The sequence below is a fragment of the Mucilaginibacter sp. CSA2-8R genome, from assembly GCF_038806765.1.
Taxonomy (GTDB): Bacteria; Bacteroidota; Bacteroidia; order Sphingobacteriales; family Sphingobacteriaceae; genus Mucilaginibacter.
In genome coordinates this window covers 3277893-3292372 of the sequence record NZ_CP152389.1, presented here as the reverse complement: position 1 = coordinate 3292372, position 14480 = coordinate 3277893, and the positions used below count along the sequence as shown (strand labels likewise).

Genomic DNA, 14480 nt, shown 5'->3' with positions numbered 1-14480 from the left:
ATGAATTCACTTCGTCCGCTCATTGCCGCGGATGGCTACTTCTTTTGTCTTGAAACAAAAGAAGCAAAAATTCAAGTCACCTCCCGCTTGCTTCTTTGCCGCACGAGGCCATTGCGCTGCAAAGCCGGACAGCACCACAGGCTGCTTACATTTTGCCCCTGCTTCGCACACATAGCCTACGCTTCAGCAAAATCTAAGAGGCCTCTGCCTTTACACACAGGCCACCATGTGCTGCCCGCATTTCGGCCGAAGCTGGGGAGGATGACGAAGCTTCCAGCCCTCTGAATGAAGAGATTTTGATTAATTGCTGCCGCAAGCCTCCTGGCTTGTGGTCCGCTGACAGGTATATCCGGCGTTTTAACCGCCTTGTATACCACAAGGCTGGAGGATAGGCCTGCGGCAGCGAACAGTCCCACCTAAATCTCCAGCTGAAGGGAGGACTTTGACTTTACAAAATGATATTCATTTCTGTAAATTCATCAAATTCTGATAAAATTCAGGTTCAGATTTCTGTTCAGAAAAAAGAGCGCAATGGCCCGCTGTTGCGCCCGGGCCAGCGATGGGCATGTGCGGGTGTGAGGTGATCGCAACAGCTAGGCCTTTTTGGTTACTTTTGTGGCTATGACAAAAGTAACTGGCCCCTGCGGCCAAGAGCAGACGAAGTAGGTGGAGCACCACTAACTTAAGTCAAAATTGTAAAAACTTTCATTACTTAGCATAAACGACTTAAATAACATAATTAAAGGATTGTGCTCCTATCAACCATACGTAAAATAATCTACCTTTTTCATAGACATTATCTAAACCTTTATATATTTGTCATAATCCATTAGCCCTGCTAACAATGGTGCAGGGCAGGGGTTATTATAGCGTTTACTACTTAAATCAAACCCATATGAGTTTACGATTGGGCGATAAAGCCCCAAACTTCAAAGCCAAAACATCAAAAGGCGAAATAGATTTTTACGAATTTTTAGGTGATAGCTGGGGCGTGTTGTTTTCGCACCCTGCCGATTACACACCGGTTTGTACCACCGAACTGGGCCGTACCGCCGCCTTAAAAGACGAATTTGAAAAGCGCAATGTAAAAGTTGCGGCACTGAGCGTTGACTCGGTCGAATCTCACTACGGCTGGATTGACGATATTAACGAAACCCAGGATGTGGAGGTGAATTTCCCAATCATCGGCGACGAAAGCCGCGAGATTGCCGAGGCGTATGATATGATTCACCCAAATGCGTCTGCTACCGCTACCGTAAGGTCGCTGTTTGTAATTGCACCCGATAAAACTATCAAGCTGATTATTAGCTACCCTGCATCAACCGGCCGTAACTTTCAGGAAATTTTAAGGGTAATCGACTCTTTGCAGCTAACCGCTAACTACAGCGTGGCTACACCTGCCGATTGGAAACAGGGTGAGGACGTGGTAATTACACCCGCCGTAAAAGATGAAGATGTGCCGGCTAAGTTTCCAAAAGGACATACCGTCATCAAGCCCTATTTGCGAATGACGCCACAGCCTAACAAATAATTGATTGCACGTTAATTTAGGCTTCACTAAAAAGCCGGAGCTTATGCAAATTAATCTGCATAAACTCCGGCTTTTTAATTAACCGTAAAGGCGTTTACAAATCAACCAAAGCCGAGTCGCCCAGGGCAGTCTCTTTGGCAATCAGATCGGCAATACTGGTTTCTGATAATATTTTAAGCGTCGCGTCGCGGATGTCTAAAAACATGCTGCGGATGCCGCAGGTAGACTCGTTGTGGCACTCCTCGCAGCGGTGATAAAAGTTGAGGCTTGCGCAGGGCACCATAGCAATGGGACCGTCGGTAATACGCAGTACGTTAACCAGGTAAATATCCTTGGGGTCTTTATTAAGCGCGTAACCGCCTCCTGCACCTTTTTTGCTATATAAAAACCCGGCTTTACGCATCTCCAGCAATATCACCTCTAAAAACTTTTTAGGTATCTTTTCCAGCTCGGCAATTTGTGCAATCTGCATAGGCGGCTTGTCTTGGTTTTTACCCATAACAATCAGCGCTTTAATAGCATACTTAGTCTTTTTTGATAGCATAGATTACACTAAATAAATACAATTATATTAAAAAAATCGCAGGCAATTAGCATTCTGCCATTATAGTAGCTGTTGTCATACCTTAAAGCAAGGGCTTAAGTCCAAAATTAATGCAGGCACATTAAGGTAAACGTTATGCCATTGCAATTGTTACTGCATTGCCAACCCGGTACATGTATGCATGGGGTTATGGTACGTTGGTCAGTGTATTGTCAGTAATGGTAAATACACCTTTTAACCCGGCTTATTACAGATTTTGCTGCTAAGGGCGTTGTAACATATACGCTGGCACAAAGTCTATGATATATATAAAATTAAATTACTGTTTGTGGAAAGCATCCTGAATATTACTCATTTAAGTAAAACCTACAACAGCGCCGGCAAAACGCTTTCGGTGCTTGATGATATTAATTTTTCGATTACCACGGGTTCTACCAACGCCATTGTGGGCCCGTCCGGGAGTGGTAAAACTACGCTGCTGGGCCTGTGTGCCGGCTTAGACCGTGCCAGTACCGGCGAGGTAGTGCTCAACAACATCAACCTGAATAACCTGAGCGAGGATAAGCGTGCGCAGGTGCGCAACCAGCATGTGGGGTTCATATTTCAAAACTTCCAGTTGCTGCCTACCTTAACTGCGCTGGAGAACGTGATGGTACCGCTTGAGCTGCGGGGCGAGCGGGATATTAAGGCCCGTGCTATGGATTTGCTCGATAAAGTGGGGCTGGCCGGGCGCAGTCATCATTTTCCGACACAATTGTCGGGCGGCGAGCAGCAACGGGTATCTATTGCACGCGCTTTTTCTAACGCACCTCAAATTTTGTTTGCCGACGAGCCTACCGGTAACCTGGATGCCGAAACCGGCGAGCGGGTGCAAAAGCTTTTATTTGATTTAAACAAAGATGCCGGCACCACGCTGGTGGTGGTTACGCACGACTTGGAACTTGCCCGTAAAACGCAACGCATCCTCAGCATTAAAGGCGGTAAGCTGGTATCAGACCAAAAAACAGCTAACGGTTTATGAGCACAGCGTCTGATCAGCATAACTTAAGCCGCCCCATTAAATGGAGCTGGCTGTTTACCATGGCCTGGCGCGATAGTCGTCGTAACCGGTCGCGCTTATTTTTGTTTATTTCGTCTATAGTACTGGGCATTGCTGCGCTGGTAGCCATCTACTCGTTTGGTTACAACCTGCGTGCCGACATCGATTCACAGGCCGCCACGCTGGTGGGGGCCGACCTGGTGATTTCGGGCAACCGGGCACCCGATAAAAAAATACAGCCTTTGCTGGATAGCCTGGGCGACAGCCGCTCGCAAGAACGCAACTTTGCATCAATGGTGTACTTTACTAAAAGTAATGATACCCGCCTGGTGCAAATCAAAGCGCTGCAAGGTAGCTATCCTTACTATGGCAGTATAGAGACTACACCTGCAAAAGCATCAACAGATTTTAAAGAGGGCAAATATGCGCTGGTAGACGCTGCGCTGATGCAGCAATACAAGGCACATATTAACGATTCGGTTAAAATAGGCAAGCTTACCTTTCAGATTGCCGGGGTGCTTAACCAGGCGCCGGGGCAAACCGGACTGGCAGCAGGGGTGGCGCCGGTGGTATATATACCCATGCAATACCTGGACTCGACCGGGTTGTTGGGCAACGGTAGCCGTATCTCTTACAACTATTACTATAAATTTAACAGTAAAACCGACGTAGACAAACTGGCCGACAGGTTGGACGACCGGCTGGACAAAAACAGCCTGCATTACGAAACCATCCAAACCCGTAAAGACAGTACCGGCCGTGCCTTTAGTGATCTGAACCGCTTTTTATCCTTAGTTGGGTTTATTGCCCTGCTGTTAGGCTGTATTGGCGTGGCCAGTGCCACCCAAATTTATGTGCGCGAAAAAGTAGCCTCCATCGCCATTTTGCGTTGCCTGGGCGTTAGAGCCTCCGAGGCATTTCTTATATTTTTAATCCAGATAGCGGGCATCGGACTTATCGGTTCGGTAATCGGTGCTTTTTTGGGTGCCGTGGTGCAGCTGGTGCTGCCGGTGGTATTTAAAGATTTTTTGCCGTTCGAAATTACCACTACCATATCGTGGATGGCTGTTGGCCAGGGCGTAGTTTTGGGTATCATTGTTTCGGTGCTGTTTGCGTTGTTGCCGCTAATCAGCATTCGTAATATATCGCCGTTAAATACACTGCGTTCGGCTTTTGAGGATGCACCTACCGGTCGCGACCCGTTGCGCTGGCTGGTTTACCTGCTGATACTGGGTTTTGTGGTTGGGTTTAGTTACCTGCAATTACAATCGTGGCAGGCCAGTGCTGCATTTACGGCTGCGCTGTTGGTGTCTTTTTTACTGCTTACCCTAACCGCTTTGCTGTTAATGCGGGTAATTAAACTGGTGATGAAGGCTTCCTGGAGCTACCTGGTGCGCCAGGGCTTTGCCAACCTGTACCGGCCCAATAACCAAACCGTCATTTTGATGGTATCTATCGGGTTAAGTACAGCTTTTATCTGTTTGTTAATTTTTGTTCAGGCGCTGCTCATTAAGCAGGTTACGCTGTCTACCAGCGGCAACCAGCCCAACATGATATTGTTTGATATCCAGACCAATCAGGAAAAAGGCGTTTTAAGCATTACCAAACAGTTTAAACTGCCGGTAATACAGCAGGTGCCTATTATCAGCATCAAGCTCGAAAGCATTAATGGCAAAACGTCGGCATCGTTACCTAAAGATACAACGGCCGACAAAATGCGACGGGCCTACGGTTACGAATACCGGGTAACTTACCGCGACTTTTTAACCTCGTCCGAAAAAATAGCCGAAGGCAAATGGATAGGCAAGGCGAAAGACGGCGAGGATATACCAGTATCGGTTGATGAGCGGCTGGCGCGTCGGCTAAAACTTAAGCTGAATGACAAGCTGGTGTTTAACGTGCAGGGTACACCTATGGATACCTATGTAGCCAGCTTTAGAAAGGTGAACTGGAACAAGGTGCAAACCAATTTTCAGGTGGTGTTTCCGACCGGGGCACTCGAGCAGGCACCGCAAACACATGTGCTGTTAACACACGTGCCATCCAGCGCAGTGTCGGCACAATATCAGCAGGCAGTGGTGCGCGGTTACCCCAACGTATCTATAGTTGATTTGGGCCTGGTGCTCACCGTATTGGATGAGATACTGGACAAAATTAGTTACGTGATTAAATTTATGAGCGGCTTTAGTATTGCTACAGGCATTATCGTATTGATTGCCTCGGTACGCATAAGCAAATACCAGCGCATTAAAGAGAGCGTGCTGCTGCGTACCCTGGGCGGCAGCCGTAAGCAAATACTGGTTATTACAGCACTCGAATACCTGTTTTTAGGAGCGTTATCGGCCCTTACGGGTATTGTAATTGCTATTGCCGGTAGTTGGCTGCTGGCTAAATATAGTTTCGAAATACCTTTCGACGTTAGTTATGCACCGGCTGGCATACTGTTTGGTTTAACCGTGGCGTTAACTATTATTATTGGTTTGCTCAACAGCAGGGGCGTGCTTAACCGCCCGCCGCTGGAGGTGCTCCGATCAGATACATAAGCAGAATATAACTATGCAAATACTCAATATAAAAACCTTTCTATTGGCAGGCCTGATGAGCCTGGCTGCCTGTCAGAATACTTATAATACAGCTACGGAAAGCGAAACTAAACAGACCGCAGCTAAGGACAGTACCTCTAAACCCACCAAAACGGTGCTGTTTTTTGGTGATAGCCTAACCGCAGGTTACGGCCTGGACGACCCGGCTACCGATGCCTACCCGAGCGTAATCCAGAAAAAGATTACGCAGGAAGGTTTCCCTTACAAGGTGGTGAACGCCGGAAACAGCGGCGAAACCAGTGCCGGCGGCCGTAGCCGTATTGATTGGGTGCTAAAGCAAAAGGTAGATGTTTTTGTGCTCGAACTGGGTGCTAACGACGGCCTGCGTGGCATACCCGTGGCCGAAACCAACCGCAACCTGCAAGCCATTATTGATAAGGTAAAAGGCAAATACCCCAACGCTAAATTGGTAATGGCCGGCATGCAGATTCCGACAAGTATGGGCGTAAGTTATGCCAAACAGTTCAGGGACGTGTTCCCCAAACTGGCCGTAAAAAATGATATGCTGCTGATTCCGTTTTTGCTGGAAGGCGTAGGTGGCAACCCCAAACTAAACCAGGCCGACGGCATACACCCCACCGCCGAAGGCGCCAAAATAGTGGCCGGCAACGTGTGGTCGATTTTGAAGGGGGTGTTGTAACGCCGGGTTAAAAATAAATTTTGTATAACCTCGTCATTGCGAGGTACGGGCGCCATCTCTTTAAGCTTAGCCAGCGTTTAACGGTAAGCATTTTTAAACCGGTACAGGGTTCGCCCGTCCTAAAGAGATTGCTTCGTACCTCGCAATGACGCGTTTTTTTATATGTGGGAGTGTATTGCCTAGACTTAAATTTTTATAAAGCAAAAGTTATGAAACCGAATTTTTGCTTCGGCCTGATTTTATAAGATAAATACCGATGATGACGGTAGGAAACCAGAAAAAAAATGAAAATTCGCCCGCTTTGCTTAACCATGGATTTCGGTAGCTGCCTTGATATGAAAATATAGATGCTCCAAGTGATAACATGCCTAAACCCAGCAGTACGACACATATTCCAGCGATGCGAATTTTTTTCAATATAAGGTTAATTGATTAGAAGCTAATCTATCATTTTTATCCGACAAGCACATCCAGATGTAGCTTTTGTGTAAGGTTAACGAGTTATCCACTATTACATTGGTAATAAATTTAGCACTCCAACTGCAACAGCCTTTTCACCACCCTCAATTCTAAGTTAAAACTAATTTGGTCAACCCGCTTATTAGTATCTGATTAACTATCATTGACCCGCGAAAGCGCAAGTAAGTTTTAGTTTTTCCGGACCCTGTTTTTTGCTATGTATCCTAATTATTGTAAACTGTTGATGGTTAGCTTGCTAACCATATTGAGCTATAGTGCGTTTAGTCAGGCCCGGCCCGATTCTACCGGTCAGGCCGACCAAAAATCATCCCTCCAAATTGGTACTCAATTTTTGAGTAATAACGTTTTTATGGGCCGCACAGGCCGAAAGGCGGTGCCTATTATAAGTCCGGACTTTAAGTATATGTTTGCATCGGGTTTATACTTTGCCGGTGACATGGACATTGTACCGGGGCTTAAAAAAGACCGAATCAACGGCGGGAGCCTGACCGCCGGTTACGATTTCGACCTCACCCGAAACCTTGAAGGCGGCATATCCTACAGCAAAATGTTTTACAACGCCAACAGCACCCTGGTAGGTGCTTCTATGACCAACATTTTTAACTTTAACCTGGATTATAATATCGATCATATCATCACCCCAAGCGTCAGCGTAGATTACAGCCTGAATAATCGGGGTGTGGCCAACGATATTTTTCTGAACGCCGGCCTATCACACGATTTTATCAGCCACAATGTATTCGATAAAAAAGATGCTTTAATTATTTCGCCCACGGTATCGGTTAACTGGGGCACGCAAAATTTCTACGAAGCTTACATTGAACGCAAGACCAACCAAACCGAAAGACAATTAGCGCTCATGAACACCTTCGAAAGCCGGCTTAACCAGTTCCAGTTGCTTGATTACGAAATTTCGGTACCGTTTGACTATAAAATCAAGCATTTCATTGCCCATTTTACACCCACTTACGCCATCGTCCAAAACGGGTTTAAATCAGGCGCCGTAGCCAGGGCGGTAGGGCTGTCTAATAATTCGTCGGTGTTGTATTTTGAGATGGGGGTTGGGTTGAAGTTTTGATCGGGGAGCGCTATATAGGCGAATAGTTTTGCTGATACAGATAGTTTATACTATTGCAGCGCAAGTGTAGCTGGAATTTGTTGGATTTCATTGATCATCAGCCAGTTTATACTTGCTATGTAAATTTTATCACTCGAATGGTAAAGGCAATTATTTTCAGTGATTTTACTTGGAAAAGACGTTGCTTAATTAACAAAAAGGCTATCCGGAATAATAAACGTTTTGCAAGGCGGGAATAGAAATATAGTTCCGCGACCCTTTGTAAAACTGTTTGTCATCAATTTGAATTTGCATTCTCGCCTTGATAACCATTCACGGTAATGAGTAGAATCGATCATGCACGATTCAAGATCATAGTCTGGATAATTTGAATTAAAACTGCTCTTTATTTCTTTGACAATTAACGATTTATTATGTTGTAAAAAGTAGAAACGGTCTCTTAAAACCGGTAAATCAGTCGTTTTTCGATGTAAGGAAGTCTCTATGTCTTCGGAAAAAATTGGAACGCTTTCGTTACCTTTAATTAAAAGAACACTGTCCCATTGAAAATCGGTTACTGATGTTAAATCAAAAGTAGTAGGATTTCGAGTTTTGATTGCCCGGTTTTCACCATCTTCAATAGCCCTATAAAACTTCTTTTCAAAGTTATTGCATCCAAATTGTGAGCTAATAAAAAGCGCAATAGTTATAGAGTATATTAAGTTTCTCAAAAGAATAAGCGTAAAAAGTAACTGTAGTTAGGTCTTATACTAGCGGCAGAACATGAGTCAAGATGATGATTTTGATCTAAACCAGTGTTTTGATCATCATCTCATTCAATTTCCCGCTCAGCGATCTCGTATGTCCAATCGTTATTAAATTTAGCTTTTTTAATTATGGTGCTGTCTGTGACGTTATTAAATGAGCAGTTAATTGCAGTGTTGATTTTGATATACTCAATCTTGTCCTTAAGAATGTGCTCATTCCGGTGAAGTACCGCAAAGATGCATTCGCTCGAGAGAAAAGCAATTTTACTGGCCTCCTTATTCTTCATTAAGCTATAGCTTTTCAAAAATGTGTTGATTAGAGCTTTGCTATTCTCAAAATCGCTCAGCGTTATGTGAACAAGTTTCTATTAGTGTTACCCTTTGGGAAAGACTGATACACTTGCTGCTGATTAACAGAGAACTCCTGGCGAAAATCTTTGTAAACATTCAGGTTGATTTGCTACGGGTTTTGATAGTAATGGAAGTTTCTAAGTTTCATGGTTTCGGCTGATGATAAGATTGTTGAAGGTAAATATATTAATAATGAGCTGATAAATTCATATCATAAATAATAAGAGTAAGATATTTAAAAAGGACATTATATGGCGCAGGTTGCACCGTAGCTACTAATATCTAATCACTCTTAATAAATACAAAAATGGCCGCTAAGCATAACTCACTGGCCATCATATCAACAACAAAAACAATTACTTTTCCGATATATACCCATCATACGTAATCGCCGACCGGTTGGTAATAATCACGCTCAAGTTGGCATAGCCTTCGGGTGATACCGAAAGTGTTAACTTGCGGTTATACTTAGCATCCTGCGGGTTGATCACAATTGTAGTAATACCCTTTTTGTTTACCTTACTGGTGTAATCAAACTTGGTCGACTTAAACATTACGCCATTGTCGGTAGAGTTAGCGTTATAACCGGCGTCAAACTGGGCGCGGCCGTAGTAGGGCAGGTAGGCAATTACCGAGTCGGGGCGGATTTTTAAATCGTAATTATAGTTTAAATAAATATGCCCGGTGCCGTTTGGCGATATATTGAACAAGCGCCCGTTCAGCGTAGTTACGCCGCCACCCAGTGGGTTGGCATACTGCGCCTGGAAAACAAACCGGCGGCTTTCCAATAGCTTCTTCACGTCGGCCTCTTTCATAGCCTTGCGTTCGGCACGGGTCTCGCGTTTGGTGGTATCCTGAGCGTAGGTTAAAATGGTGCCAGCCGCAATAAGGCAAGCCGTAAGCAAAATATGTTTTAATAATTTCATGGTTATGTGTTTCAAGAAGTTACCAGGTAAATAATATTAGAAGTAGCGTAGTCTGCAATTTGTTTGGCAACTACGTTTTATTAGACTTAAAATAGGGCAGTAGGTTTAGTTAGTGGCGCACTATCTAAAGAAGTACATACCAATTATATTGGCTGCATATAAGCTCTCCAAACTTCAATAAAAAATTGAAAGTAATTTGCATTTAAGTTAATGTAAAGCTAATTTAACCGATGAATAGACCGGTTGGTCTGCCGGTAAGGTATGGCATCATCCGTTCTCTGCTTTCCCTGTTAATTTTTATGAATGTAAACATCCAAAAGTTATATACTATTGCGGCTAAACCCGTTCGTACTATCATTGGCTTAATGTCAGGCACGTCGTTCGACGGGCTGGATATTGCCTTGTGCCAGTTTACCGGCAGTGGCCCGGGGGCACCTGTCAGTATCCAAAATTTCATCACTAAAGAATACACTCCGCAGTTTAAAGAAGAAATAAAATCTGTTTTTGTCAGCCGCCAGGCCGACCTTGAAAAAGTAACGGTGCTTAACGCCTACATTGGTACCTATTACGCCGAACTGATAAACGAATGCTTAGCCGACTGGGGACTAACAGCTGATGACGTGGACCTGATTGCCAGCCATGGGCAAACCATATTTCATGCGCCCAAGCACCTGCACCCTGATGATCATTATGACAACGCCACCCTGCAAATTGGTGATGCCGACCACCTGAGCGTAAAAACCGGCATCATTACCCTGAGCGATTTCCGTCAAAAACACATTGCCGGGGGTGGAGAAGGCGCCCCACTGGCCGTATACGGTGATTATTTGATTTTTTCCGACCCGCACGAAAGTCGTGTACTGCTAAATATTGGCGGTATAGCCAACTTTACCTATCTGCCAGCCGGGCAGCCGGCCGGATTTTTCTCAACCGATGTAGGGCCGGGCAATACGCTGATGGATCAGTATGTGCAGCTGCATTATCCCGGTCGGTACTACGACAAAGACTCGGCCTTGGCCTCGCAGGGGCAGGTTAATGAAGTTTTACTAAAAGAATTGCTGAAAAACGACTTCTTCGAAGCACCTTTTCCAAAAACTACCGGCCCCGAATTGTTTAACCTGGCGTACCTCAACCGGGCGCTAAGTAATACAGCGCAAACCGGTTTATCCCATCATGATGTACTGGCTACGCTGGCCGCCTTTTCGGCCAGGGGTATTATCAAAGCCATTGAGGCAACGGTAGGCAGCGGCAGCAATTTTGAAATTTACGTAAGCGGCGGCGGTATGTACAACCCCTTGCTGTTAAGCCACCTGCAAAAACACTTTGGCAAAACCATCCGCTCCACCAATGTTTTCGGTGTTAACCCGGATGCTAAAGAGGCCGTTTTATTTGCCCTGTTAGCTAATGAGGCGGTTGCAGGTAGTCCGGATAGTTTAAGCGCTGCGGCAGGCATCCCGAGGGTTTCTATGGGTAAGGTAAGCTTCCCGCTTTAAAACATACATTATTTACTTAATTAATCATATATGAAACAACTTTTACAGTGTTTAAAGACAGCAAGAGTACTCCCTGCACTGCTCCTGATGCTGTGTACGGCACAGTTTGCCCTGGCGCAAAACCGGCAAACTGTTAAAGGGGTCATCAGGGATGCCCGTAACAAGGAGCCGGTTATTGGTGCAGTTATCCGACTGGCGGGTACCAACGTTGGTACAGCTACCGATATTAATGGTAACTACACCTTAAACGCCACGGTACCCAACGGTAATTACACCTTGGCTATTACTTATACCGGCTACCGTACCGTAAACCGTGCGGTTACGTTAAACCAAAGCCCGGTTACGGTAGATGTAGATATGTCTGAAGATGCCCTGAACCTGAACGAGGTAGTAGTAACCGGTACCGGTGCGGCCACCAGCAAAAAGCAATTGGGCAACGCCATTTCTACCGTATCATCCAGGGATTTAGAAAACAGCGTAGCTACCTCTATCGACCAGGCCCTGGCCGGTAAGGTGGCCGGTGCGCAGATTTCGCAAAACTCGGGCAACCCGGCCGGTGGTATCAGCGTTCGTTTGCGCGGTAACAGCACCATTGCCGGTTCGAGCGACCCCTTGTACATTGTGGATGGTGTCATCGTCAACAACAGCTCGACCGAACTGGTTGATTTGGGCGGTTACTCGCAAAACCGTTTGGTAGACATTAACCCTGCTGATATTGACCGCATCGAGATTATTAAAGGAGCGGCCGGTGCTGCTATTTACGGCTCGAGAGCCAGCAACGGTGTGGTGCAGATTTTTACCAAACGCGGTAAATCGGGCAAGCCGGTAGTGGCGGTTTCTACCCAGTTCAGATCTAACACCCTGCGTAAAAAACTGGCGTATAACGATTATCCTTTCCGCTTTACCAATACCACCGCAACCGACCTTACCCAGGTACCGGTAGACCGTTACGATTTACAAAAAGAAATTTTTAGAGATGCCTGGGGTAACGAGAGCAACGTATCGGTTTCGGGCGGGTCTGATAATACTACTTATTACATGAGCGGCAGCTATTTGGGCAACCAGGGTATTATTGATAACACCAACTTTCAGCGTGCTACGGCCCGTGTGCGGGTAGACCAGCGTTTTAACAACTGGCTCAAAGTATCGTTAGGTTTAAACTATTCGCTCAGCGGCAGCAAAGAGATACCTAACGGCGGTATTAACGAGGCCTACGGTGCGCTTACCGGGTTTATTTTTGCCAACAACTATGTAAACCCTGCTCCAAATCCAACTACGGGCATCTACTCGTCGTTGTCGCCGGCCGGTTTGCTGCGTACCAACCCGCTCGAAGCTATTAACCGCTTTGATTTTAACCAGAAAACCAGCCGCCTGATTGGTGATTTACAGGTGAACATGACCCCAGTTAAAAACCTGACTATTAATTACACCTTAGGTTATGATAACTCTACCCAACTGGCTACCGGCTTTATTCCGGTAGGCAACACTTCGCCATCATACAGCACCGGCTACGCCCGCCGCGCCGACCGCATTGCCCTGCTGATGAACAATGATTTAAACATAAGCTACAAAGCCAAACTGGGCGACTTTGATTTTACCACTGCTGCCGGTGCCACGGCCCAAACCGAGCGTGTAAGCTTATCGGGTATTACAGGCACGCAGCTAAGCCCGGTTAGCCAAGTAGCCTCGGGCGGTGCAGGTTTAGCCGTAACCGATAACCGCTCTACTTTAAATATTTTAGGTTTTTACGCACAGGAAACCATTGGCTATGCCAACAAATTGTATGTAACCGGCGCTTTGCGTAACGACGTTGCCTCATCCTTCGGTAAAGAAAACCGCTGGCAGTATTATCCTAAACTGAGCGGTACTTATATTTTGTCGGAAGAAAAATTCTGGAAAAATTCATCTCTCGGCTCAGTCATTCCAACTTTAAAGGTACGTGCCTCTTACGGGCAGTCGGGTAACTTAACCGCCATCGGCGCTTACGACCGCTTTACCAACTATAATCCGGTATCGTTGTCAGGCTTACCGGGCGTATCGCCGTCTTCTTTACTGGGTAACGCTACCGTGAAGCCCGAACGGCAAACCGAAAAAGAAATTGGTATGGATGCCAGTTTCCTGAACGACCGTTTAGGTTTCGAGTTTTCTTACTACAACAAATCGGTAAAAGACCTGCTGTTGGGGGTTAACCTGCGCCCGTCTACCGGTTACAGTACCCAGTTCCAGAATATCGGTAACATGACCAATAAAGGTATCGAGTTACTGGTACGCGGCATCCCGGTACAGCACGAAAACTTTAAGTGGAGCACCACCGTCATCTTTAATAAAAACAAAAATAAAGTGTTCAACATTCCGGGTGGTTTGCTCACCTTCCCGGGTGGTTTTGGCCAGGTGGCCGCTGTTGAGGGCTATCCGTTAGGTGTGTTTTATGCCACAGCATTTGCCCGCAACGCTGATGGCTCATTGCTGTTAACGCCAACCGGTTTTCCGCAACGCGAAATGACAGGCCGCAACGCTGCAGGTCAGCCATCGGGTACTATTGTAAACCGCGTAATCGGCGATCCTAATCCGCAGTGGACAGGCTCATTCATCAATGAGTTTAACGTAGGTAAAAACCTTTCGTTCCGGATGCAGTGGGATGCCTCATACGGCGGTGAGGTGTTTAACTTCACCAAACGTGTGGGCGACCGCGATTTGTACGGCGGTTTAGCCGGGTACATTCCGGAATTGAAAGGCGAGGTGCCTAAAGGTACATCGGCAGCGCTGTTCAGCATTATGGAAAACTGGATTGAGGATGGCTCTTACCTTAAGCTGCGCGAGGTGTCGGCCTCATATACCTTGCATTTAAAGTTTTTAAAGGACAAACCTTTGCGCGTAACCCTGGCCGGGCGTAACTTACTTTCGATTGATAAGTACAGCGGCTGGGATCCTGAAACCAATGCAGCGGGCCAAAGCGGTGCCGTGCGTGGTTTCGACTTTGTGGAGGTACCCATCCCCAGAACTATTGCCCTGGGCCTTAACTACACTTTTTAAATCCATTTAAATGACG

11 protein-coding genes are annotated in these 14480 nt (G+C 46.0%); 7 read left to right on the top strand and 4 right to left on the bottom strand.

The genetic code is table 11. From position 1 onward, the window contains the following. Nucleotides 1-895: 895 nt before the first annotated feature. Nucleotides 896-1531 carry a peroxiredoxin gene (locus tag AAGR14_RS14070; RefSeq protein ID WP_342644861.1) on the top strand — a complete coding sequence of 212 codons (636 nt, stop codon included), beginning with the start codon at nucleotides 896-898 and terminating at the stop codon, nucleotides 1529-1531. A gap of 94 nt (nucleotides 1532-1625) precedes the next feature. On the opposite strand, the gene AAGR14_RS14065 is transcribed toward AAGR14_RS14070, so the two are convergent. Then, the gene (locus tag AAGR14_RS14065) at nucleotides 1626-2075 is read right to left on the bottom strand and encodes an Rrf2 family transcriptional regulator (protein ID WP_342644860.1); all 450 of its coding nucleotides are present in this window, start codon (nucleotides 2073-2075) and stop codon (nucleotides 1626-1628) included. A gap of 328 nt (nucleotides 2076-2403) precedes the next feature. Between AAGR14_RS14065 and AAGR14_RS14060 the strand changes: the two genes are divergently transcribed. The 4 genes from AAGR14_RS14060 to AAGR14_RS14045 all read left to right on the top strand — a co-directional run bounded on the left by AAGR14_RS14060 (nucleotide 2404) and on the right by AAGR14_RS14045 (nucleotide 7915). Continuing rightward, nucleotides 2404-3096: an ABC transporter ATP-binding protein gene (locus tag AAGR14_RS14060; protein WP_342644859.1), complete on the top strand. Its 693-nt coding sequence runs from the start codon at nucleotides 2404-2406 to the stop codon at nucleotides 3094-3096. Beyond that, the gene (locus tag AAGR14_RS14055) at nucleotides 3093-5657 is read left to right on the top strand and encodes an FtsX-like permease family protein (RefSeq protein WP_342644858.1); all 2565 of its coding nucleotides are present in this window, start codon (nucleotides 3093-3095) and stop codon (nucleotides 5655-5657) included. The genes AAGR14_RS14060 and AAGR14_RS14055 overlap by 4 nt, the downstream gene beginning before the upstream one ends. Nucleotides 5658-5670: 13 nt before the next feature. After that, nucleotides 5671-6357: an arylesterase gene (locus tag AAGR14_RS14050; RefSeq protein WP_342644857.1), complete on the top strand. Its 687-nt coding sequence runs from the start codon at nucleotides 5671-5673 to the stop codon at nucleotides 6355-6357. A 703-nt stretch (nucleotides 6358-7060) separates the two neighbouring features. Beyond that, nucleotides 7061-7915, top strand: coding sequence for a hypothetical protein (locus AAGR14_RS14045; RefSeq protein ID WP_342644856.1), 855 nt, complete (start codon nucleotides 7061-7063; stop codon nucleotides 7913-7915). 185 nt (nucleotides 7916-8100) lie between these two features. On the opposite strand, the gene AAGR14_RS14040 is transcribed toward AAGR14_RS14045, so the two are convergent. From AAGR14_RS14040 to AAGR14_RS14030, 3 genes are all read right to left on the bottom strand, one after another. After that, nucleotides 8101-8625: a hypothetical protein gene (locus AAGR14_RS14040; protein WP_342644855.1), complete on the bottom strand. Its 525-nt coding sequence runs from the start codon at nucleotides 8623-8625 to the stop codon at nucleotides 8101-8103. Nucleotides 8626-8726: 101 nt separating this feature from the next. Continuing rightward, the gene (locus AAGR14_RS14035) at nucleotides 8727-8948 is read right to left on the bottom strand and encodes a hypothetical protein (protein ID WP_342644854.1); all 222 of its coding nucleotides are present in this window, start codon (nucleotides 8946-8948) and stop codon (nucleotides 8727-8729) included. 420 nt (nucleotides 8949-9368) lie between these two features. Then, the gene (locus tag AAGR14_RS14030; RefSeq protein ID WP_342644853.1) at nucleotides 9369-9938 is read right to left on the bottom strand and encodes a DUF4251 domain-containing protein; all 570 of its coding nucleotides are present in this window, start codon (nucleotides 9936-9938) and stop codon (nucleotides 9369-9371) included. Nucleotides 9939-10168: 230 nt separating this feature from the next. Here AAGR14_RS14030 and AAGR14_RS14025 point away from each other — a divergent pair, with 230 nt between their 5' ends. Beyond that, complete coding sequence (locus AAGR14_RS14025; RefSeq protein ID WP_342644852.1) at nucleotides 10169-11431, top strand: anhydro-N-acetylmuramic acid kinase; 1263 nt, start codon at nucleotides 10169-10171, stop codon at nucleotides 11429-11431. A gap of 30 nt (nucleotides 11432-11461) precedes the next feature. Further along, nucleotides 11462-14464: a SusC/RagA family TonB-linked outer membrane protein gene (locus AAGR14_RS14020; RefSeq protein WP_342644851.1), complete on the top strand. Its 3003-nt coding sequence runs from the start codon at nucleotides 11462-11464 to the stop codon at nucleotides 14462-14464. Nucleotides 14465-14480: the final 16 nt, after the last annotated feature.